General features: G+C 67.6%; 18 protein-coding genes and 2 pseudogenes. 6 read left to right on the top strand and 14 right to left on the bottom strand.

Annotated elements, in window-relative coordinates; translation table 11 throughout:
- Entirely contained in the window at positions 1–1,506 is a 1,506-nt protein-coding gene (locus tag AO501_RS08640) for a long-chain-fatty-acid--CoA ligase (RefSeq protein ID WP_055577330.1), read from the bottom strand.
- Positions 1,507–1,639: 133 nt separating this feature from the next.
- On the opposite strand from AO501_RS08640, the gene AO501_RS08635 reads away from it, so the two are divergent.
- Positions 1,640–2,830, top strand: coding sequence for a PucR family transcriptional regulator (locus tag AO501_RS08635; protein ID WP_055577329.1), 1,191 nt, complete (start codon positions 1,640–1,642; stop codon positions 2,828–2,830).
- Between the two features lie 28 nt (positions 2,831–2,858).
- On the opposite strand, the pseudogene AO501_RS37010 reads toward AO501_RS08635, so the two are convergent.
- From AO501_RS37010 to AO501_RS08625, 3 genes and pseudogenes are all read right to left on the bottom strand, one after another.
- Positions 2,859–3,025, bottom strand: a pseudogene (locus AO501_RS37010) (undecaprenyl-diphosphatase); the annotation flags it as partial.
- Positions 3,025–3,902 (bottom strand): annotated as a pseudogene (locus tag AO501_RS08630) (3-hydroxyacyl-CoA dehydrogenase family protein). The pseudogenes AO501_RS08630 and AO501_RS37010, both read right to left, overlap by 1 nt.
- A gap of 28 nt (positions 3,903–3,930) precedes the next feature.
- On the bottom strand, positions 3,931–4,695 hold the full coding sequence (locus AO501_RS08625; protein ID WP_055577328.1) for an SOS response-associated peptidase: 765 nt from the start codon (positions 4,693–4,695) through the stop codon (positions 3,931–3,933).
- Positions 4,696–4,739: 44 nt separating this feature from the next.
- Between AO501_RS08625 and aroA the strand changes: the two genes are divergently transcribed.
- Together aroA and rsgA are read left to right on the top strand one after the other, a co-directional pair.
- Positions 4,740–6,017, top strand: coding sequence for a 3-phosphoshikimate 1-carboxyvinyltransferase (gene aroA, locus AO501_RS08620; RefSeq protein ID WP_156452414.1), 1,278 nt, complete (start codon positions 4,740–4,742; stop codon positions 6,015–6,017).
- Positions 6,014–6,994, top strand: coding sequence for a ribosome small subunit-dependent GTPase A (gene rsgA, locus AO501_RS08615; RefSeq protein ID WP_055577326.1), 981 nt, complete (start codon positions 6,014–6,016; stop codon positions 6,992–6,994). Before aroA ends, rsgA begins: the two co-directional genes overlap by 4 nt.
- On the opposite strand, the gene AO501_RS08610 is transcribed toward rsgA, so the two are convergent.
- Positions 6,981–7,454, bottom strand: a complete 474-nt coding sequence (locus tag AO501_RS08610; protein WP_055577325.1) for a winged helix-turn-helix transcriptional regulator — start codon at positions 7,452–7,454, stop codon at positions 6,981–6,983. The two genes, rsgA and AO501_RS08610, sit on opposite strands and share 14 nt — an antisense overlap.
- A 97-nt stretch (positions 7,455–7,551) precedes the next feature.
- Between AO501_RS08610 and AO501_RS08605 the strand changes: the two genes are divergently transcribed.
- The 3 genes from AO501_RS08605 to AO501_RS08595 are packed head-to-tail and all read left to right on the top strand — an operon-like array spanning position 7,552 to position 10,214.
- The gene (locus tag AO501_RS08605; RefSeq protein WP_055577324.1) at positions 7,552–8,724 is read left to right on the top strand and encodes a thiolase family protein; all 1,173 of its coding nucleotides are present in this window, start codon (positions 7,552–7,554) and stop codon (positions 8,722–8,724) included.
- Positions 8,725–8,752: 28 nt separating this feature from the next.
- Positions 8,753–9,712 carry a nitrilase-related carbon-nitrogen hydrolase gene (locus AO501_RS08600; RefSeq protein WP_055577323.1) on the top strand — a complete coding sequence of 320 codons (960 nt, stop codon included), beginning with the start codon at positions 8,753–8,755 and terminating at the stop codon, positions 9,710–9,712.
- Positions 9,699–10,214: a DUF302 domain-containing protein gene (locus AO501_RS08595; protein ID WP_055577322.1), complete on the top strand. Its 516-nt coding sequence runs from the start codon at positions 9,699–9,701 to the stop codon at positions 10,212–10,214. The genes AO501_RS08600 and AO501_RS08595 overlap by 14 nt, the downstream gene beginning before the upstream one ends.
- On the opposite strand, the gene AO501_RS08590 is transcribed toward AO501_RS08595, so the two are convergent.
- The 9 genes from AO501_RS08590 to AO501_RS08550 form a co-directional block, all read right to left on the bottom strand.
- The gene (locus AO501_RS08590; RefSeq protein ID WP_231752406.1) at positions 10,188–11,474 is read right to left on the bottom strand and encodes a carboxylesterase family protein; all 1,287 of its coding nucleotides are present in this window, start codon (positions 11,472–11,474) and stop codon (positions 10,188–10,190) included. The genes AO501_RS08595 and AO501_RS08590 overlap by 27 nt on opposite strands.
- Positions 11,475–11,485: 11 nt before the next feature.
- Positions 11,486–13,261 (bottom strand): PecA family PE domain-processing aspartic protease, encoded by a 1,776-nt coding sequence (locus AO501_RS40100; protein WP_055577320.1) that lies wholly within the window; start codon positions 13,259–13,261, stop codon positions 11,486–11,488.
- 118 nt (positions 13,262–13,379) lie between these two features.
- A complete protein-coding gene (locus tag AO501_RS08580; protein WP_055577319.1) occupies positions 13,380–14,246 on the bottom strand; it encodes a 3-keto-5-aminohexanoate cleavage protein in 867 nt (288 codons plus the stop codon).
- Between the two features lie 4 nt (positions 14,247–14,250).
- Positions 14,251–14,787, bottom strand: a complete 537-nt coding sequence (locus tag AO501_RS08575; protein ID WP_055577318.1) for a hypothetical protein — start codon at positions 14,785–14,787, stop codon at positions 14,251–14,253.
- On the bottom strand, positions 14,788–16,497 hold the full coding sequence (locus AO501_RS08570) for a GMC oxidoreductase (RefSeq protein WP_055577317.1): 1,710 nt from the start codon (positions 16,495–16,497) through the stop codon (positions 14,788–14,790).
- Positions 16,494–17,975, bottom strand: a complete 1,482-nt coding sequence (locus AO501_RS08565; RefSeq protein WP_055577316.1) for a flavin-containing monooxygenase — start codon at positions 17,973–17,975, stop codon at positions 16,494–16,496. The genes AO501_RS08570 and AO501_RS08565 overlap by 4 nt, the downstream gene beginning before the upstream one ends.
- Before the next feature lie 34 nt (positions 17,976–18,009).
- Positions 18,010–19,092, bottom strand: coding sequence for an AraC family transcriptional regulator (locus AO501_RS08560; protein ID WP_055577315.1), 1,083 nt, complete (start codon positions 19,090–19,092; stop codon positions 18,010–18,012).
- A gap of 9 nt (positions 19,093–19,101) precedes the next feature.
- Positions 19,102–20,382 (bottom strand): fatty acid desaturase family protein, encoded by a 1,281-nt coding sequence (locus AO501_RS08555; RefSeq protein WP_055577314.1) that lies wholly within the window; start codon positions 20,380–20,382, stop codon positions 19,102–19,104.
- A 56-nt stretch (positions 20,383–20,438) separates the two neighbouring features.
- Positions 20,439–21,572: a ferredoxin reductase gene (locus AO501_RS08550; RefSeq protein ID WP_055577313.1), complete on the bottom strand. Its 1,134-nt coding sequence runs from the start codon at positions 21,570–21,572 to the stop codon at positions 20,439–20,441.
- Between the last annotated feature and the right edge of the window lie 31 nt (positions 21,573–21,603).

Genomic DNA, 21,603 nt, shown 5'->3' with positions numbered 1-21,603 from the left:
TTATCGGGTGCTTTCGGTGGTAGGGACGGTGATGTCGCGCTTCTGGACCTTGCCGGTGGGGCCCTTGGGCAGCTCGTCGACGAGCCAGACCAGGCGCGGGTATTTATAGGCGGCGACCCGGCTCTTGACGTGGTCGCGCAGTTCCTCGACGGTCACCACGCTGTCCTTCTTCAGGGCGACCGCGGCGCCGACTTCCTCGCCGAGCGAGTTGTGCGGGATGCCGACGACGGCGGCTTCGGCCACCGCCGGGTGCTCGTAGAGCACTTCCTCGATCTCCCGGGGATAGACGTTGTATCCCCCGCGGATGATCAGGTCCTTGATGCGGTCGACGATGTAGTAGAAGCCGTCTTCGTCGACACGTCCGACGTCGCCGGTGTGCAGCCAGCCGTCCTCGGTGATGGTGGCCCGGGTGGCTTCCGGCAGATTCCAGTAGCCCTTCATCACGTTGTGGCCCCGGATCTGGATCTCCCCGGTCTCCCCTTGCGCAACCTCGGCCCCGCTCAGGTCGACGACCCGCATTTCCACCCCGTCGATGGGCGTGCCGATGGAACCGGGCTTGCGCGGTCGGTCAGGATGATTGAAGGCGGCCGCCGAGGAGCTTTCGGAGAGCCCGTAGCCCTCGAGAACGGTGCAGCCGAAGGTTGTTTCGAAATTGACGAGAACCTGCACGGGCAGGGCGGCGCCGCCGGACACGCAGGTCCGCAGAGTCCGCGTCCCCGCCGCCGCGTCGGCGGCACCGAGCAGCGCGGAGTACATCGTCGGCACGCCTTCGAAGACCGTCACGCAGTCGCGCTCGATCACCTCAAGCGCCTTGCGCGGGTCGAACCGGGGTATCAGCGTCAACGTCGCACCCGCGCGCACCGCGCTGTTGAGCGCTCCCGTCAACCCGAAGACGTGAAACAGCGGCAGGCAACCCATCACCACATCGTCGGGCCCGATCTTCGCCAGGGTGCGCACCGTGACGTCGGCGTTGTGACCGATGTTGCCGTGAGTGAGCATGGCGCCCTTGGGTTTTCCAGTAGTGCCGGACGTGTGCACGATGACTGCTACATCGTCGGCGGCCCGCTGGACCGGACCGTTCTGAGCGGGCAGGTCGGCGATCAGCCCGGCCAGTCCGGCGTCGTCGACGAGCCAGCACCGGGCTCCGACCTCGTCGGCCCCGGCGGTGGCCTCCGCAGCGAAGGCGGGCGTGGCGAACAACGCGGTGGCACCGCTGTTGGACAGGTAGTAGGAAACCTCGCGGGACTTGAGCAGCGGGTTCATCGGCACGGCGACGGCGCCCCGGTACATGATTCCGAAGAACGCGATGGCGTAGGCGGGGGTGTTGGGCAGCATCAGGCCGACCCGGTCGCCGGGCTGGATGCCGGCCCGCTCGAGCAGGGTCGCGACCCGCGATGCCGCGGCGTCGAACTCGGCGAAGGTGAACTGCAGGTCGTCGCAGCGCAGGGCCACGCGGTCGGGGTAAAGGTCTTTCGACACAACGAGATTGGTGCTCAATGCGGTCATGGGTCTGCCTCCGGGAAGTGCTTGTCTGGGCCTGACTCCAGCGTCGTGCCGGCGGCCTCGAACGACAATGTCCCCGCCGACAACGTGAAACCCGGTTCGGTGTTCCCGCGCACAACGGGCTTAAGGTTTGACCATGGGCGTCGGCACGACGGTGGACCCACACGTCATCGAACTCGGCAGGCTGATGCTGGCCCGCGCTCCGAGTCTGGGTGAAGCCATGGCCGAACAGTTGTGCCGCGAGATCGACGCCTACAGCGACGGGACCGTCGTGTCGAAGGACGAGGTACGCGAAAGCTGCGTCGCCAACCTGACATTCATCTTCGACTCGCTCGCCAGTGATTCCGACGGCGGCGCGGACGTGGCGCCCGCCGAGCGCACCGGCACCGCACGGGCGATCAGCGGGGTGCCGCTGCCGGCGGTGATGACCGCGTACCGGATCGGCTTTCGCTTCATGTGGGAGCAGACCCTCGCCGTCGCACGCGAGGCAGCTATACCCACCGACTCCATTCTGAATGCGACCTCTCGGGTCTTCTTTGCCCAGGAGAGGTTCACCCAGGCGATGAGCGACGCCTACCGGGAACAGCTGACGGTGCAGATCCTGGAGCGGGAGGAGGAACGCTCGGCGCTGGTGGAAGCGCTGCTGTCGCGCCGGATGACCGACCGGCAGAGCCTGTGGGAGGCTGCGGACCTGTTACGGCTGCCCACCTCGGGGCCGTACGTCGTGGTGGCGGCGGAACTGCCGGCGATCGGCAAGCTCGGCCTGCCGGCCATCGAGAACAGGCTGTCCGCCCGCGACATTCGGTCCGCCTGGCGACTGCTGCCCGAACTTCAGGTCGGCATCGTCCATCTTCGGGAACCGGCGCACACCCTCAACACCCTGGTGGAGGTGCTTGGGCATGCAGCCGCGGCCCGGGTCGGAATCAGTCCGCCGTTCCACGAACTGCCCGAGACCGCAGACGCGTTGCGCTATGCCCGGCTGGCGGTCGCCGGTAACTCCCCCGACCTGGTCACCGTGTTCGACGACACTCCGCTTGCCCTCGCGGCGGTCAGTGCACCCGAGGTCATGACGCGCATCAGATCCTCGGTACTGGGTCGGCTGGACGGCATGCCGGCCGAGGAACGGGCCATCCTGGTCGACACCTTCCGTGCCTGGCTGGCTGCCGGCGGCTCAGCCAATGACACTGCGGCACAGATCTATTGCCACCCGAACACGGTGCGGCACCGGCTGCGTCGCATCGAGGAGTTGACCGGCAGGACGCTCACCCGTCCCAAAGACGTCGCAGAACTCTGTCTCGCGTTCGAAGTAGATCAGCGGCTGCCGTGACGTGTCAGCGCACGGCCGGCCAGACCAGGCTGGCGGCCCCGACGTGAACTCCGACGATGAACGCCAGATAGGGCGACTGCGGCGCCGTCACGTTCAGGTCTTCGCATGTCCGAGGCTGGACATCGGAAACAATTCGGTGACTCCCTGAAAGGCGCCGACGACGATGGCCCCGGCAAAGCTCAAGTGCGCGCCCACTATTGAGTTTTTCCCCAGTCGTAGAAACCCTCGCCCGTCTTCACGCCCAGCTTGCCCGCGTCGACGTAAGACTGCAGTAGATCCCGCACGCTCTGCGGCAGGTGCGGAAACTCCTGCGCGTAGTTGTTCTCGATGTCGAGCACCACGTCCAGGCCGACCAGGTCCATCATCTGGAACGGCCCCACCGGGAAGCCAAAATTGACCTTCCAAATGCCGTCGACATCTTCGGGGCGGGCTACCCCCTCGGCGACGACGGCGACGCACTCGCGCTTGATGGCCGCCCAGACCCGGTTGAAGATGAACCCGGTGCACTCCTTGCGGGCTTCGAAAGGATGCACCCCGAATTCGGGCAGCACGGCCAGCAGAGTGTCCAGCAGGCCACGGTCGGTCTGGCCGTCCGACATCAGTTCCAGAGCGTTGAACTCAGGCGGCATATTGAAGTGCATGTTGCACAGGCGCGTCTTGTCGCGCACATTTCGGCCATCAGCCGCGACGGAAAGGACGACGAGTTGGTGGCGAAGATGGTGCCCGGCGGTGCGGCCTGGTCAATGTCGCCCCACAACGGGATCTTGATGTCCAGCCGCTCGGGCACCGACTCGACGGCCAGCCAGGCGCCGTCGAGCGCCTCCGGCAGAGTCGCGGCGCCGACAGCGGTACCCAACTCACCAAAGCCTCTGTCAGTCAACAGTTTCGGCAGAGATTCGGTGACGTACCCGACCGCCTCGTCCCGCTGCTCGGCGCGCCGGGCGTAGATCCGCACCGGTCCCCCGCGACTCGCCATCATCAGCGCGATGCGACGGCCCAGGGTGCCCGCACCGATCACGGCGACGGGGCGGTCCTGGATTTCTTCGAACGTGTGGGTGTATTTGCCGGTCACATACGCATGCTAGGTCGCACGCCAGCGCCTAGAGCAACGTCATCTGCCCGGGCTCCGGCTCGGCCGGCTCCAGCAACTCCGGCCCGTTGTTGCGGATGTTGTTGACCAGTTTGGACACCTCGCGCATCTCGATGTCCCGCACGTCCGGCGGGCGTGCCAGCAGTTCGGGATCCAGCGGCGCGTCCGGGTTCAACCAGGCATCCCAGTCGCCCTCACCCAACATCAGCGGCATGCGGTCGTGGACCTCGGCCAGCTCGCCCACCGCGTCGGTGGTGATGATGGTGCAACTGAGCAACGGCTTCGCCTCTTTGTCGGATTTCCAGACCGACCACAAACCGGCCGCGAACAGCGGTTCACCGTCCCGCCGGTGCATGAAAAACGGTGTCTTGCCTGCCTTTTTCGCGGTCCCACCGTCGGGATTGGCGCGCCATTCGTAGTAGCCGTCCATCGGAACCAGGCAGCGCTTGCCCTTGGCGGAGCCCCGGAAGGCCGGCGAGGTGGCGACCTTGTCGGCGCGCGCGTTGATCAGCAGCGGACCCTTGGTTTCCGGCTTACCGTCAGCGTCGGCCTTCACCCACGGCGGCAACAGACCCCACCGCATCAGGCGCACCCGGCGGGTGGGTTGATCGTCGGGCTCGTCGTGGCGGGTCACCACGGTGGCGATCGTCGTGGTGGGGGCCACGTTGTAGTTGGGCTCGGAGGCCCGTTCATCGGAGCCCGTGGCCTCGTCGATTGCCTTGATCTTCTCGGCCAGCAGGGCCGGATCCGTGGTGACTGCGAACCGTCCGCACATATCTCCAATGGTGGCAGATGACCCCGACAAGAGATGATGGACCGGTGAACGCATGGCAGGCCCCGTCCACACCGACACCGGTGCACGCGACCGTGACCGTTCCGGGCTCGAAATCCCAGACCAACCGCACCCTGATACTGGCCGCGCTGGCGGCCGCGCAGGGCCAAGGCACCTCCACCATCACCGGCGCACTACGCAGCCGCGACACCGACCTGATGATCGGCGCGCTACAGACACTGGGCCTGCGCGTCGAGGGCCCCGGGCCCGACCTGACGGTCAGCGGCGGCATCGGCCCCGCGCCTGGCGCCCGGGTGGACTGCGGCCTGGCCGGTACCGTCCTGCGTTTCGTGCCGCCGCTGGCCGCCTTGACCGCGACCCCGGTCGTCTTCGACGGCGACGAGCAGGCCCGCGCCCGGCCGATCGCCCCGCTGCTCGATGCGCTGCGCGGACTGGGTGTCCCGGTCGACGGTTCGGCGCTGCCGTTCCGGGTGCAGGGCAGCGGCGCGGTAGCCGGCGGCACCGTGGCCATCGACGCCTCCGCTTCCTCACAGTTCGTCTCGGGCCTGCTGCTGTCCGGCGCGTCGTTCACCGAGGGACTGGCCGTGCAGCACACCGGCGCGTCGCTGCCGTCGGCGCCGCACATCGCGATGACGGTGGCGATGCTGCGGCAGGCCGGCGTGGAAGTCGACGATTCGGTCGCCAACCGCTGGCAGGTGCTACCGGGGCGGGTCAAGGCGCGGCACTGGGAGGTCGAACCGGACCTGACCAACGCGGTCGCGTTCCTCGCGGCCGCGGTGGTGACCGGTGGCACCGTCCGCATCACCGGCTGGCCGCAGACCAGCGTGCAGCCCGCAGAGCACATCCTGGACCTGCTGAAGAAGACGGGTGCGGTTGTGACACAGAGCGATTCGGCCCTGGAGGTACAGGGCACGGCAGGTTACGAAGGGTTTGACGCCGACCTGCGCGACGTCGGCGAGCTGACACCGACGGTGGCCGCGCTGGCCGCGCTGGCCCGCCCGGGATCGGTGTCGCGGCTGACCGGGATCGCACACCTGCGTGGACACGAGACCGACCGGCTGGCCGCGCTGAGTACCGAGATCAACCGCCTGGGCGGCGACTGCCGGGAAACCGACGACGGCCTGGTGATCACCGCGACGCCGCTGCGGCCCGGCCTCTGGCACGCCTACGCCGACCACCGGATGGCGATGGCGGGTGCCATCGTCGGGCTGCGGGTTCCCGGCGTCGAAGTCGACGACATCGCCGCCACCACCAAGACGCTGCCCGAGTTCCCGCAGCTGTGGCGCGAAATGGTGGGCGATTGAGGCCTGGCGACTACGACGAGTCCGACGTCAAGGTCCGGTCCGGCAAGGGGTCGCGGCCCCGGACGAAGACTCGCCCCCAGCACGCCGACGCCGAGTCCGCCATGGTGGTCAGTGTCGACCGCGGCCGCTGGGGGTGCGTGCTGGGCGGGGACCCCGAGCGCCGCGTGGTCGCCATGCGGGCCCGCGAGCTCGGCCGCACCCCGATCGTCGTCGGTGACGACGTCGACATCGTCGGTGACCTGTCCGGACGGACCGACACCCTGGCCCGCATCGTGCGGCGCGGCCCGAGGCGAACGGTGTTGCGGCGCACCGCCGACGACACCGACCCGACCGAACGGGTGGTGGTGGCCAACGCCGACCAGCTGTTGATGGTGGTGGCCCTGGCCGATCCGCCGCCCCGCAGTGGCCTGGTGGACCGCGCGCTGATCGCCGCGTACGCCGGCGGGCTGCGGCCGATCCTGTGCCTGACCAAGACCGACCTCGCGCCGCCCGAACCGTTCGCCGAGCAGTTCGTGGATCTGGACCTGACGGTCGTTGCCGCGGGTGTCGACGATCCGCTGCTGGCGGTGGCCGACCTGCTCGACGACAAGATCACCGTGCTGCTCGGGCACTCCGGGGTGGGGAAGTCGACGCTGGTGAATCGCCTTGTGCCCGAGGCGGATCGAGCGGTCGGGCAGGTGACGGATATCGGGCGTGGCCGGCATACCTCCACGCAGTCGGTTGCGCTTCCGCTGTCGAATGGCGGTTGGGTGATCGACACCCCCGGCATCCGCTCGTTCGGGCTGGCCCACATTCAGCCCGACGACGTGATGAAGGCATTCTCCGATCTTTCCGAAGCCATCGAAGACTGTCCGCGGGGCTGCGGGCACATGGGGCCGCCGGCCGACCCCGAATGCGCGCTGGACGCGCTCAGCGGGACGGCGCCGCGTCGCGTCGCGGCGGCACGCCGGCTGCTGGCCACCCTCAGGGAGACTTGACCACCCGCATACCCAGCTCCTCCGCGGGAACGAGATGCCCTTCGGCACAGCGGATTTGGACTTCCGCTGCGGCGCCACAACCCACGTGTTCCAGCCGGAGCCGGTGTTTGCCCGGCAGATGCCGCTGACCCCACTGGAACAGCGACCACACCACCGGCATGAACTCGATGCCCGACTCGGTGAGCACGTACTCGTCGCGCCTGCGCTGCCCGGGCTCGCGATAGGGGCGGCGTTGCAGCAGCCCGAGGTCGACGAGCTCGCCCAACCGGGCCGACGTCGCCGCCTTGGTGATGCCGATCCGGCGGGCGAAGTCGTCGAACCGGGTGGTGCCGTAATAGGCCTCGCGCATGATCAGCATGGCGGACTTGGTGCCGACCACGGCCATCGTCTTCTCGATCGCGCACTCCCCGACCGCCGACCACGACTCCCGATCAGCAAGCGGCCCCTGCAGCATTGTCACGCACGTCACCTCCGGACTGGGTTGCTTTCAGTATACCCAGGTGTTATAGCTGAGTATAGACAGCAATACTCAGCTGCTAAGGACTCAAGGAGGAGCCATGACCCGTGATGCCGTGATCGTCGGCGCAGTTCGGACCCCTGTCGGCAAGGGCAAGGCCAACGGTGCGCTGCACGGCGTGCTGCCGGCCGATCTGCTGGCCCACAGCCTGCGCGAGGTGGTGGCCCGTTCGGGCGTGGATCCCGCGCAGGTCGACGACGTCATCGCCGGCGCCGTCACGCAGGTCGGCGACCAGGCCGTCAACATCGCCCGTAATGCCTTGCTGGGGGCCGGTTTTCCGGAGTCGGTACCCGGCACCACAGTCGACCGGCAGTGCGGCAGCAGCCAGCAGGCGATCAGCTTCGCCGCCCAGGGCGTGATCGCCGGCGCCTACGACATCGTCATCGCCGGCGGTGTGGAGTCGATGAGCCGGGTGCCGATGGGCACGTCGGTATTGCCGGGCAGCAACCCGTTCGGCGAGGACATGGCGCGGCGCTACCCCGACGGGCTGGTGCCGCAGGGCATCAGCGCGGAACTGATCGCCGCGAAGTGGGGATTCTCCCGCGCCCAGCTCGACGAGTTCTCCGCCGCCAGCCACGAGAAGGCCGCCCGCGCCACCAAGGACGGGTTGTTCGACAACGAGCTCATCCCGATCGCGGGGCTGTCCACCGACGAGATCATCCGGCCCGGCACCACCGTCGACACCCTGGCCGGGCTCAAACCGGCGTTCTACAGTGAGGCGATGGCGGCGCGGTTCCCGCAGATCAACTGGCAGATCACGCCGGGCAACTCCTCCCCGCTGTCCGACGGCAGCGCGGCGGTGATGATCACCAGCAGCGAGGCGGCGGCGAAGCTGGGCCTGAAGCCGCTGGCCCGCATCCATACGGCCACCGCGGTGGGCTCTGACCCGCTCTACATGCTGACCGGCGTCATACCTGCCACCGAACGGGTGCTGCAGCGTGCCGGCCTGACGCTGGCCGACATCGACCTGTTCGAGGTCAACGAGGCGTTCGCGCCCGTGGTACTGGCATGGGCGCAGGACACCGGAGCCGATCTGGCCAAGACCAACGTCAACGGCGGTGCTATCGCGATTGGTCACCCGCTGGGCGCCAGCGGTGCCCGCATCATGACCACCATGGTCAACGCGCTCGAGCAGCGCGGCGGACGCTACGCGCTGCAGACGATGTGCGAGGGCGGCGGCATGGCCAACGCCACCATCATCGAGCGGCTCTAGGGGGGCCTGAGAAAGGGGGAGTAGGGAGATGACCGTAATCCGTGCTGCCGCAGTGCAACTCAGTCCGGTGCTGTACAGCCGGGAGGGCACTGTCGACAAGGTGGTCGCTAAGATCGCGGACCTGGGCGCCCGCGGCGTCCAGTTCGCGACCTTCCCCGAGACGGTCATCCCCTACTACCCATACTTTTCCTTCGTCCAGCGGCCGTTCCAAATGCGTTCGCAACACCTGAGATTGATGGAGCAGGCGGTGACCGTACCGTCGTCGTCCGTCGAGGCGATCGGGGCGGCTGCCCGCACCGCCCACATGGTGGTGTCGGTCGGAGTCACCGAACGCGACGGAGGGTCGCTGTACAACACACAGTTGCTGTTCGACGCCGACGGCACGCTGATTCAGCGGCGCCGCAAGACAACTCCCACCTACCACGAGCGGATGGTCTGGGGACAGGGCGACGGAAGCGGGTTGCGCGCGGTGGAGAGCGCTGTCGGGCGCGTCGGTCAGTTGGCCTGCTGGGAGCACTACAACCCACTGGCTCGGTACGCGCTGATCGCCGATGGCGAGCAGATCCACTCGGCCATGTTCCCGGGATCGTTCGGGGGTGACCTGTTCGCCGAACAGACAGAGATCAGCGTGCGCAACCATGCGCTGGAGTCGGGTGCGTTCGTCGTCAATGCCACCGCTTGGCTCGACGCCGATCAGCAGGCACAGATCGCGGCGGACACGGACAGCCCCACCGCACCGATCTCGGGCGGTTTCTTCACCGCGATTATCTCGCCCCAGGGCGAGTACCTCGGCGAGCCGCTGCGCTCCGGTGAAGGCGAGGTCGTGGCCGACCTGGACTTCTCGCTGATCGACACCCGCAAGATCCTGATGGATGCCAGCGGGCACTACAGCCGACCCGAACTCCTGAGCTTGCGGGTCGATCGCACTCCCACCCCACACGTGCACGAGACCATTCACCCTGAGGCGGTCGAACATGTCAGCGTCTGAGACCCCCTTCCAGGGCGTACGTGTGCGATACGACAGCGCCAAGAGCTATGACGAACTGGTGACAGCCTTGCTCGCCGACATCGGCGATCAACCGGTACCCCTTGCCGAAGTCACCAAGCCGTCAGACAGCTGGCGAAGCTATCAGGCCGGGGTCGAACCACACGTCGGCCCAAGTGGATTCATGCTTTTCGCGCTGATCGACCATGGGTCCTGGCTGCCCAATGCCGGCATCGACCGCAGGGCGCTGCGCGTCATCCTCGGCAATCCCCTGATCGCGATCACCATGCTGCGTCACGACGTGACCGCGGGCCTGTTCGCCCCGGTGGAGCTACTCATCCTTGACGAACCGAACGGCAGCAGCCTCACCTACGTCAAGCCGTCGTCGCTGATGGTCGTCGAACCGAATCCTGAATTGCTGAGCGCCGCAGAGCAACTCGACGCCAAGCTGGCAGCGTTGGCCGACAAGGTGACCCGCTCAGATTCGGAGCGAGGACCTGGCTAAGCCGGCGACGCCGTGGTGGGCGAAGGCGGCCCAGTAACCTCGCGTCCTGCGAGCCAGCTCGGTGTCGATCGAGTCGGGTCCCGGACCGAGCATCGGCGCGTCGGCCCAGATCTCCGGCGTGCCGAACAGCAGCGGCAGTTCGATGCAGTGACACGCGCGAAAGGGCGCGCCAGGAGGTGACCAGTCCACCCGGAAGGTCGCGGCGGCGCCGCCACTCGACGTCCAGAAGTTGGCAAGGCCACGCGCGGGGCCGCCGAATATCCGCCTGGTCAGTACTTGACCGAGCAATCGCGCCATGACCCGGCCCGGCCGGCCCAGCCGTTGAAGTCGTTGCCCCCGTGGGTCCATGGCGACGAACGCGTCAGCGTCGTTGCGGGTGTAGCCGACGAGTATCTCGACCCGGCCGGCCACGTCCGTGAGTACGCGGCTTTCGTCGCCCGCGGCAGGCATCGGATCCACGCCTGCGATGGGTGCGAACGGAAATCCGCCGACCAAGCCGAATCGTTGTGCCGTTGTCACAGCGGCAGTCTGGGCGTCGAGCAGCTGTTCCACGGTGGCCTCGCCAGCGGCGACACCCGCGAGCACCGCGGTCACCGCCTCCCGCATCGCGGCCGTCATCGCCTCTCTACCCTTTCGCAGACCGAGCGGGGCGCTTTGCAGGATCGCGCGGTGGAACAGACCCGCGGTATGGCTGCCGAGCATCAATGACAGCACCGCATCTGCGCCCGCGGACTGACCGAAGATCGTCACGCGCGCTGGGTCGCCGCCGAACGCCGTGATGTAGCGCCGGGTCCACTGCAACGCCAGAATCTGATCCCGCGACCCCAGGTTCGCTACCCCGTCCGCGTCGGGGTTGAGGTATCCGAAGATGCCGAGCCGGTAGCTGACCGTGACGACCACGACGCGCCCTTCCGTGGCCAGCGCGTCCGGGTCATATTTGGGCGCCTCTCCGCTACCCGACATGTACGCCCCGCCGTGGAACCACACCATCACCGGCAAGCCCTGCGCGTCGTGCGGTGCCGTGACGCTGAGTACCTGGCACTGTTCACTTTTGGCGAGGCTGTCGGCGATCGGGCCGTTGACGAAGTCGAGCCGCGACGTTGCCTGCGGGCACGCCGCACCGCGCCTGGTCGCGTCGCGCGGCTCGCGGTGCCTCGGGGCGGGAATGGGCGCGGCGAACCGTTCGGCAGTCGCATAGGGAATGCCGTGGGCTTTCAGGACAGTGCCGTCGTCGTCGACAAGCAGTGGACCGCAACCCACTTCGAGGAGTCTCACGGGCTGTTTGGCGGGTAATTCCAGATCGCGGTCCCGAGATCGGCAGGACTGTAGGAGAAGTAGATCGGACCTTGCAGGAAGGGGTAATACCCGGTATTCGCCCCGTCCGACGCGGACGAGACATACGGCTGATTGCCCAGTGCCTTCATGGTGTCCGTCACCGTCTCGGTGTACAGCAACGTCTGGGTACCGGTGGCATACACCGAAACTGTCGTTCCCACAGGCAGATTGTCGCCGACCGTCAACTGAGAGAGGGACGTTGGAAGCGTGTAGTGCGGGAAGTTGCCGCCCAGGCCACCGGAATCGATCACCGCGTACCCGTCGCCCTGATAGACGATCGGTGTGGTAGCCGAACTCACTCCGTTGTAGGTGATTTGGACCCCCAGGGCGGTGGAGTACCAGCCGCCGGACACGGAGGTAACGGGGGTGAACGGGTTGGGACCGAACTGGAGTTGACCCGCGGGTTCGTTCATCAGGAAACCCTGGTTGAGCACGCCCGGCAGTTGGTGCAGGGGGCTGGTCAGGCCCTGGTCAACCGCACCCCCGACGCCCACGCCCATGTTCGCGCTGATGGCGTACTTCGGGTTCGACCAGTCGGACTGCGGCACTGGCACCCAACTTCCGTTCTGATATTCCTCCACCTTGTCGATGACGCCGATGGTGGTCGGCTGGGTGAGCATGCCGTTGCCGAAGTCCACCGGCGCCTTGTAGATGGTGTAGTGATTGATCTGGAATCCGCCGTAGTCCACCGAACCGGTGCCGACCGACGGGCCCAGGTTGGCTATGGTCTGCGCATCGAGTTCGGTGATCGGGATGACGAGACCGCCGGATCCGGTGTCGACCTCAGTGACGATCGGCGGCGCGCCGCCGACCGAGAGGTTGATGGTCGAGTAGTTGTTGGTGCTGGTGTAGGTCAGCGCGACGGTGGGCTGACCGCCCGCGGCACCCTGAGCACCCGCGGTACCGAGGAGGCCCGCTTTCCCACCGAGGCCACCGGCGCCGAGCACCCCACCCGTCCCGCCGCCGCCGCCGTTGCCGACGAGGAAGCCGCCGCTGCCTCCGGCGCCGCCGGCCGCCAGTTCGCCGCCGATCCCGCCGCCGCCACCAGTGCCCCACAGGATGGCGTTGCCGCCGGCGCCCCCGATGCCGACTGGCCCGCCGGCACCGCCCCACCCACCATTGCCGTACAGCAGGCCGCCGGTGCCACCGGCCCCGCCGAGCGCGCCCCAGCCGCCGGACCCGCCATTGCCGCCGGTGCCGATCAGGCCGGCTGCGCCGCCCGCACCGCCGGCTGCGCCCGCCGCCGTGCTGTTACCCCCGTTACCGCCGCTGCCGATCAGGATTCCGCCGGCACCACCGGGAGTTCCGATCCCCTGCGCGTTGGTGGTGCCGTCCGCGCCGGGGCCGATCAGGGGACGCCCCAACAAGGCGTTGGTCGGTGCGTTGATCAGCGCCAGCACATCCTGCTCAAGCGTCTGCAACGTCGCCGCGCCACTGGCCTCAGCCGCCGCATAGCTGCCGCTTGCGGCGGACAGCGTCTGCATGAAGCGGGCATTCCACGCATCCGCCTGCGCGTTGAGCAGCTGATACTGATGGCCGTGCGACGAGAACAGCGCCGCGATCGCGGCCGACACCTCGTCGACGCCGGCGGCGAGTACATCCGTAGTCGCTACTGCCGCAACGGCATTCGCGTCAATTAGCCCGGCACTGACGCCGGACAACCGCAACGCCGAAGCTGCCACCACGTCCGGCACCACCGTTATGAACGACATCCGAAACCTCCCAGGCCCCCGAAAACCTGATGAGCACGACGGTCACCCAACCTACAGCAGTTAACAACCCGCTAACCAGGACTTTTAGGTGAATTTCAGATTTGGATCGTGATCGGGCTTACTTGAGACCGAGAATCTGCGCGGCCTCATCCGGCGAAGCGACGGGCCGGCCGAAGCGCCCACAGAGGTCCACGGCCTCTTCCACCAACTCGACGTTGGTCGGGGTGCGGTCGCCGCGGTAGAACTCAAGCCCCAGGTGCAGGTGCCCGCCTCGCTGCAGCGCGAGCTTGGCCACCGGACTGGCGCAGAGGTCACCGCCGACGACCGAAACCGCCCACGGAATGTCGCACCCGTCAAGCAATTCCAGGTAGGCCTCCAGCGCACGCTCGGTCGGGGGTAGCCCGAAGGGCGCTCCGAGATACCCCAGTTCGGTGGAGAAGTAGAGCTTGATCATCGCGCCCCGCGGCAGCTGGCCCGCGCGCCACCACGCCAGCGTGGTTCGCAGGAAGCCGGGTTCATAAATGGCCAGACTGGGACCCAGCCCGGCTTGATGGCATATCTCGAAGGCCCTGGCGATCGTGTCAAAAGAGTTGCTGTAAACCAGATTCCCGGTAGGTATGCCCGCGGCGTCGGTGCCACCGAGGTTGACCGACCCGGGGTCGGCGAGCCCCACGCGCAAACCGGCCGCGGCGAGCGGGACGAGGTGTTCGTAAGAGATGGAGAAACCCTCGCCGAAGTGGATCGTCGGGTAGAGCAGGGCGTCAGGCCGGGCCGCGAGGATCGGCCGCCAGGCCTGCAGGTAGCGCTCGGCTGCCTGCTCGACGGTGATGCCGTAACGGTCGATGTGGTTGTGGATGATCGCCGCACCCGCCTCGATGCAGGCCAACGCGTCCGTGGTGATCTCCGAGGGATCAACCGGCACATGGGGATTCGCCGTCTTGGAGGTGGCGCCGTTGATGGCGCACTCGATGATGACGGGTCCCACGAACTCAGAGCCAGCCGGTGCGGGCCGCGGCGACCGGCTCGGCGGGCGACGGCGCCAACTGGCCGTCGCGCACTCCGTCGAGCATCCGCTTGACGGTGGCGACAATCTCCGGCGCCGACGCCGCCAGGCCCGTGAGATCGGCCTCGGTCACCTCCGATACGTCGACACCGGCCCGCTCCAGCACGCCGGCCGGGTCGGCCAGCTGACCCGCCAGCCAGGACACCGGGTCGGCGGACAGCTCCGGGACGAAGTGCCGGCGTCCCGGTTCCCACCCATCGAACCGGGGGTGGTGATGGGCGCGGTCCAGCGTTCCCGGCGGGCTCTCGGTCGAGCCGAAAAGGTCGACCCGCCATACCGGCCGGGTGAAGGTGATCGGTATGCCGGCGTAAATCGACCCCTGCGGATCGGCCCGGTCGACCAGCCGGAGTTCCAGCCGGACCCCTCGTTCCGGGGTTTCCTGACCTGTCATCGGGGACGGGTCGACGAAGTACATGTCTCCGACGACCACGCCCAGGGTTTCGAATCCGAACGCTGCGAGCATCTACCGAGCGTAGTCCCGGTCCGAGCGCAAAGCGCCAGGCGCACTCGCCGGAACGGCGGGATTGACCGGCACCACCGGCGAGACACGAACATAACCGGAGCCGACCGGCGGGCGCGGGTCCGGTTCGCCCTTGTTCGGCCACAGCGACGTGGCGCGCTCGGCCAGCGCGGTGATGGTCAGCGACGGATTCACGCCGAGGTTCGCGGTGATCGTGGAGCCGTCGATCACGTGTAACCCGGGGTGCCCGTGCATGCGGTGATACGGGTCCACCACGCCGTCGGCCGCGGTCTCGCCGATCACACAGCCCCCGATGAAGTGTCCCGTCATCGGGATGTCCGCAAGATCTGCCCAGGCGCCGCCGGCGATCCCGTCGGTGTGCTCGGCGGCCCGCCGGGCGACCTCGTGGCCGACCGGGATCCAGGTCGGGTTCGGCTCGCCCACCCCCTGCCGGGTCACCATGCGGCGGCCGAACAGCCCGGGCCGGGTGAACGTGGTGAGCGAATTATCGTGGGTCTGCATCACCAGCAGCGGGATGGTCTGCTGCGACCAGCGCTTCGGGTTGAGCAGCCGCCGCAGGTCCCGGCGTTGCCGCACAAGCTCTTTCATGCCGGTCCGCCAGCGCCTCCCACCGTCCAGGCCGTCGACCAGGACCGTGCCCATCAACCCCATCAGGTTGGAATCGTGGCCGTAGCGGCACGGCTCGACGTGGGTGTGCTCGTCGGGGTGGATGGATGAGGTGATGGCCACGCCCTCGGAGTAATCCACGTCATCGCGGCGCGCCCGCACCGCCAGGATCGCCTCGGAGTTGGTCCGCGACAACTCCCCCAAGCGCGGCGAGACGTGCGGCAGACTGCCGCCGTCGCGCAACCGGTGCAACAGCCGCTGGGTACCCAGTGCCGCCGCGGAGAACACCACCTGCTCGGCGGTGAACGTCCGGCGCCGCCGGCGGATCTTGCTCCCGGTGCGACGGGTGATCACGTCGTACCCGCCGTCGCGGCGCGGCCGCACGTCGACCACGGTGGTCAGCGGATGGATTGCCGCGCCGAGCTTTTCGGCCAGGTACAGGTAGTTCTTCACCAGCGTGTTCTTGGCGTTGTGCCGGCAGCCCGTCATGCATTCGCCGCAGTGCAGGCAGGCGTTGCGGTCTGGGCCCGCACCGCCGAAGTAGGGGTCCCCCACCGGTGCGCCCGGGGCGGCCAGCCCGTCGGCGCCGCTGAAACACACCCCGACGCGGGTGGCATGGAAAGAGTCCGCGACGCCGAGGTCGGTGGCTATCTGCAGCATCACCTTGTCCGAAGGTGTTGTGCGCGGATAGGTTTCGACTCCGAGCATCCGGGTGGCCTGGTCGTACCAAGGGGCAAGCTCGTCCTTCCAGTCGGTGATGCCGCTCCAGCGCGGGTCGGCGTAGAAGGGGTCGCCGGGCTCGTAGAGGGTGTTCGCATAAACCAGCGAGCCACCGCCTACCCCGGCACCGCTGAGCACCACGGCGTCCGACAGCACGTCGATCCGCTGGATGCCGTAGCAGCCGGCCGATGGCTTGAACAGGTAATCCCGCACGTGCCAACTGTTCTTCGCGAAGTCCTCGTCGCGAAACCGCCGTCCCGCCTCCAGAACGCCTACGCGGTAACCCTTCTCGCTGAGTCGCAGTGCGGTGACGCTGCCGCCGAAACCGGACCCGATCACCAGCACGTCATAGTCGTATCCGGTCACGCGTTCACCTCCGCCGGCACGGGAAGAACTTCGTGGTAGTCCTCGAGATCCGCGATCTTGGTGCGGCGCTGATATTCGTGGACCAGCCCCGGCCAGTTCGTGGTGACCCGGCCCGAGCCGGTGCGGTACCAGGAGTCGCAGGTCGTCCAGACGCCGCGCTCGAGTCGGGACTGCACACCCGCGTCGTAGGACTGCTCGACATCACGCCGGACCTCGAACGCGCGGGCCCGCGGACCGCGGGCCAGTTCCTGCACGATCTGCCGGATGTAGCGGGACTGCTGCTCCATCATCAGAATGATCGAGCTGCTACCGAGATTGGTGTTGGGGCCGTAGATCAGGAACATGTTCGGAAACCCCGGGACGGCCATGCCGAGGTGCGCGCGGGCACCCTCGGCCCATTCGGTCTGCAGATCGCGTCCCTGACGTCCGGTGATCGTCATCGGGGCCAGGAATTCGGTGGCCTTGAAGCCGGTGCCGTAGATGATCACGTCAACTTCGTGCACCTGTCCGTCGGACGTGCGCACGCCGGTCGGCGTCACCTCGGTGATGGCGCCGGTCTCGACGTCGACGTTGTCGCACGCCAGCGCCTGATACCACTCACTGCTGAACAGCACGCGCTTGCAACCGATCGCGTAGTCGGGAGTGAGCTTCGCCCGCAAAACCGGATCCTTGATGTGGCGCTTGAGGTTTGACAACGCGAGCGTCTTCAGCACGCGCGCCAGCGGCGCCGCCCTGGTCAGCGCGAAGCCCAGAAGTTCGGTGGTCTCCCAGATGGTGCCGCGCATGGCCGCGGCGAATCCCGGGACGCTCGCGAAGGCGGCGTGGTGCTTATCGGTGTAAGCGCGGTCGAGCTTGGGCACCACGTAGGGCGCCGAGCGCTGAAAGACGGTGACCTGGGCCGCGTTCTGCCGGATACGGGGGACGAACTGGATGGCCGACGCGCCGGTGCCCAGCACGGCCACCCGCTTGCCGGTCAGGTCGACGTCGTGGCGCCACTGAGCCGAATGGAACGAGGGGCCCGCGAACGTCTCGAGTCCGGGGATGTTCGGCAGCGCCGGCCGGGACAGCTGCCCGACCGCCGGCACCAGCACATCCGCCTCGAAGACGTCGCCGGACGAGGTCGCCACCCGCCAGGTGGCGGTGCTGTCGTCATAGGAGGCGGAGGTGACTTCGACTCCCGTCCGCACCAGGCGGCGCAGACCGAACCGGTCGGCGGTGTCGTGAATGTAGCCCAGGATGTCCGGTTGCTCGGCGTATCGCCGCCCCCAGTCGGTCTTGCGGGCGAACGAGTACGAGTACAGGTTCGACGGGACGTCGCACGCGGCCCCGGGGTAGGTGTTCTCCCGCCAGACGCCGCCGATGTCGTCGGCCTTCTCTAGAACCGTGACGTCGGCGAGCCCGTCTTTGGACAGTTCGTAGGCGGCGGCGAGACCACCGAAGCCGGCCCCGATCACCAGAACGCGAGGTTTTGATGTCATGTCTCCGACGTTAGGGGCGGGGAAGCCCCTGGTGTCAGCCGATTGCGGACGGCGAATCCATGATTCCGGCCAAACGTGAGGTCGCCGACCGCTGATAGCGGGCCGGCGTCGTCCCTGTCCACCGCTTGAAGGCGGCGATGAAGCTGGTGGACTCGGCGTAGCCCAGCCGCAACGCGACGTCCTCCACCGAAAGCGCGCCGGTGGCCAGCAGCTCCTCGGCCAGCACCCGATGCACCTCCTCGACCAGTTCCCGGAAAGTGGTGTTCTCCTCGGCCAGCCGCCGCCGCAGGGTCCGCTCGCTCATCGCGAGCTGGCGGGCCACGGCCGCGATCGTGTGGGGTTCGCCGTCGATGGAGGCCAGCCGGTCCCGGACTTGGCGGGCCACCCCGGTGCGCTGGCGGCGGCGCTCCAGCAGCGCCTGGCACTGCTGCTCGCACATGACCATGCTCAGCTCGCTGGCCTGCGGTAGCCGGTTGTCCAGCAGCCCCACCGGCCAGCGCGCCACGGTGGCCGGTGAGTCATAACCGGGCGTGACGCCGAACGCCTCGCGCGCCGCGGCGTCTCCCGATGCGGGGGCAGGGCCGGCGAAGTCGATGGAGGTGAACGGGATCGGGCTGCCCAGCAACTCCGACATCACCCGGGCGATTGCCGCGAGGTCACGCCGCATCAGGAATTCGGCCACCGGACCGGTCAGGTCGGGCAGGTCGAGCCGCAACGCCACCACCGGCCCCTCGACGGTGACGGTCGGCAGGCAGAAGCCGTAGCTGAGGTCGTAGTACCGGGCCGCGAACCGGACGGCGTCGCCCAGTGTCGAACTGGTCAGGCAGGCGAACCCGAAGATGCCGAACGATCCGACGTAATAACTGCGGCCCACCCGGACACCGAGGTTGGCCGGGTCGCCCAGCAGATTGACCAGATTCGTTGCGACCGCCAGTTCCTGGCGGCCCAGAATCATCCGCTCGTGGTCGTGCAGGTCGGCCTCGGACAGCCCGGAATCCGTGAGCACGTCCGACACGGAAAGTCCGTTCTGACAACCAAATTCAGCCATCAGGGCGACGCTGGCGGTGGTCCGCGGGAAATCCCAGTGCGACACCTGGGAGCCGACGAACACCTGCACTAGACCAGGTTAAGCCGCCAGGTCGTCGTCGGTGGGCGCGGACGCCGCACGCCGGTTGCGCCGCCAGCCGCGCACGGTGGCGATCGCCGTCTTGAGACCGCGACGGCGTCCGGTCGTCGGGTCGGTCCCGGCGAAATCCGGTCCCAGCTCGACGAACATCCGCTCGCTGCGGGTCTCGGGCGCATTGTCGGCGTCGTCGCGCAGGTACTTGTCCGGCAGCGACAGCTTGGCCAGCGTGCGCCACGTCTTTCCGTACTGCATCAGGAAAGAGCCTGTGGTGTAGGGCAAGTCGTACTTGTCGCAGACTTCCCGGACGCGCACCGAGATCTCGTGCAACCGGTTGCTGGGCAGATCCGGGTAGAGGTGGTGCTCGATCTGGTGGCACAGGTTGCCGCTCATGAACCGCAGCAGCCAGCCGCCCTCGAAGTTGGCACTTCCCAGCATCTGGCGCAGATACCACTGGCCCTGCGTCTCACCGACCATGTCCGTCTTGGTGAATTTCTCCGCCCCGTCCGGGAAGTGGCCGCAGAAGATGACGGCGTTGGCCCAGACGTTGCGGATCACATTGGCCAGCGCGTTGGCCTTCAGTGTCGAGCCGTAGGTGGCGCCGGGCGACAGGGAGGTGAGCGCCGGAAACGCGACATAGTCCTTGAACACCTGGCGACCGGCCTTGAGCAGGAACTCGTCGATCCGCTCGCGGGCCTCCGCGTGGTCCATCCGCTTCTTGACGATCTTGCCGATCTCGACGTGCTGCATGCCGACGCCCCACTCGAACAGCAGCAGGAGCAGGGTGTTCCACACCAGATTGAAGATGTTGAAGCGTTTCCAGGGCTGGTCGCGCGTGACCCGCAGCAGGCCGTAGCCCACGTCGTCGTCGATGCCGAGGATGTTCGTGTACTTGTGGTGCACGAAGTTGTGGGTGTACCGCCAGTGCTTGGACGAACCGCTCATGTCCCACTCCCAGGTGGAGGAGTGGATCTCGGGGTCGTTCATCCAGTCCCACTGGCCGTGCATGACGTTGTGGCCGATCTCCATGTTCTCGATGATCTTGGCCACGCCCAGCGTCGCGGTGCCGGCCCACCAGGCGGAGCGGCGCGAGCTGGCGGCCAGAATCACCCGGCCGGACAACTCCAAAGCGCGCTGCGCGGCAATGGTGCGGTGGATGTAGCGGGCGTCCCGCTCACCGCGGGAGTCCTCGATGTCGCGGCGTATCGCGTCCAGTTCGATGGCCAGATTCTCGATGTCGGCGTCCGTAAGGTGCGCGAATACATCGACGTCTGTGATCGCCATGGTCTCCTCGTGGATCGTGAATAACCTACGTCCCCGTAGGTTACCTGCCGGTAACTCTAGATGTCGACCGCACAGTCGCCCGATGCGGCCGACACACACGTCTGTATGCGGGTTCCGGGGTCGTGCTGCTCGCCGGTCCGCAGGTCACGAACATGACCCTCCACCAGGTCGACGACGCAGGACTGACAAATACCCATCCGGCAACCGAACGGCATCTGCACACCGGCTCCTTCGCCGGCATCCATCACCGACGTCGCCGCGTCGGCGGCCACACTCCTGCCGCTGCGGGCGAACGTCACCGTCCCGCCCGCTCCGGCCGGCGCCGCTTTGGCCACCGCAAACCGCTCGAGGTGCAGCCGGTCGCCCAGGCCCGCGGCGCTCCACACCTTGGTGGCCTGGTCGAGCATCCCCGCCGGCCCGCACGCCCAGGTCTGTCGTTCGCGCCAGTCGGGCACCAGCTCATCGAGCTGGGACAGATCGAGGCGACCCTGGGCCCGGGTCTGGCGTACCGAGAGGCGATAGCCGGGGTGGGCGGCGGCCAGTGCGGCCAATTCGGCGGCGAACATGACGTCCGATTCGGTAGGCGCCGAATGCAGATGCGTGATATCGCCGATCTGGTTGCGGCGCACCAGAGTTCGCAACATTGACATCACCGGGGTGATCCCCGACCCGGCAGTGAGGAACAGGATCGAAGGCGGCGCCGGGTCCGGCAGCACAAAATTCCCCTGGGGCGCGGCCAGTCGCACGATGGTCCCCGGTTCGACGCCGGCCACCAGGTGCGTGGACAGGAAACCCTCGGGCATCGCCTTGACCGTGATCGTGATCGTGCCCGCGCTGACCGGGGTCGACGTGAGCGAATACGACCGCCAGCGCCAGCGCCCGTCGATGAACAGGCCGATACCGATGTATTGACCGGGCTGGTAGTCGAAGCTGAATCCCCAGCCGGGCTTGATGACCAGCGTCGCGGAGTCCTCGGTCTCGCGCCGGACGCCGACAATGCGGCCCCGCAACTCGCGGGCCGACCACAGCGGATTGGCCAGGCGCAGGTAATCGTCGGGCAGCAACGGGGTGGTGATTCGCGCGGCGAGCTTGCGCAGCGCGTGCCAGCCGGGATGCCGGTCGGCACCGGCGATGGCCGGGCGCCTGGTGTTCACGACGTTGGCGGACAGTACCGCGTTCTTGATGCCCATATCGGAAGCTACGGTACCGTAACTTACGGTT

It is taken from the genome of Mycobacterium gordonae (assembly GCF_001417955.2).
Taxonomy (GTDB): domain Bacteria; phylum Actinomycetota; class Actinomycetes; order Mycobacteriales; family Mycobacteriaceae; genus Mycobacterium; species Mycobacterium gordonae_B.
This window is presented reverse-complemented; position numbering and strand designations above follow the sequence as displayed.

Coding starts and splice junctions, on each gene's coding strand:
- AO501_RS08550 (WP_055577313.1), bottom strand. CDS start 21,572: ATGGGCATCAAGAACGCGGTACTGTCCGCCAACGTCGTGAACACCAGG.
- AO501_RS08605 (WP_055577324.1), top strand. CDS start 7,552: ATGACCCGTGATGCCGTGATCGTCGGCGCAGTTCGGACCCCTGTCGGC.
- AO501_RS08595 (WP_055577322.1), top strand. CDS start 9,699: ATGTCAGCGTCTGAGACCCCCTTCCAGGGCGTACGTGTGCGATACGAC.
- AO501_RS08600 (WP_055577323.1), top strand. CDS start 8,753: ATGACCGTAATCCGTGCTGCCGCAGTGCAACTCAGTCCGGTGCTGTAC.
- AO501_RS08635 (WP_055577329.1), top strand. CDS start 1,640: ATGGGCGTCGGCACGACGGTGGACCCACACGTCATCGAACTCGGCAGG.
- AO501_RS08565 (WP_055577316.1), bottom strand. CDS start 17,975: ATGACATCAAAACCTCGCGTTCTGGTGATCGGGGCCGGCTTCGGTGGT.
- AO501_RS40100 (WP_055577320.1), bottom strand. CDS start 13,261: ATGTCGTTCATAACGGTGGTGCCGGACGTGGTGGCAGCTTCGGCGTTG.
- AO501_RS08625 (WP_055577328.1), bottom strand. CDS start 4,695: ATGTGCGGACGGTTCGCAGTCACCACGGATCCGGCCCTGCTGGCCGAG.
- AO501_RS08640 (WP_055577330.1), bottom strand. CDS start 1,506: ATGACCGCATTGAGCACCAATCTCGTTGTGTCGAAAGACCTTTACCCC.
- AO501_RS08575 (WP_055577318.1), bottom strand. CDS start 14,787: ATGCTCGCAGCGTTCGGATTCGAAACCCTGGGCGTGGTCGTCGGAGAC.
- AO501_RS08555 (WP_055577314.1), bottom strand. CDS start 20,382: ATGGCGATCACAGACGTCGATGTATTCGCGCACCTTACGGACGCCGAC.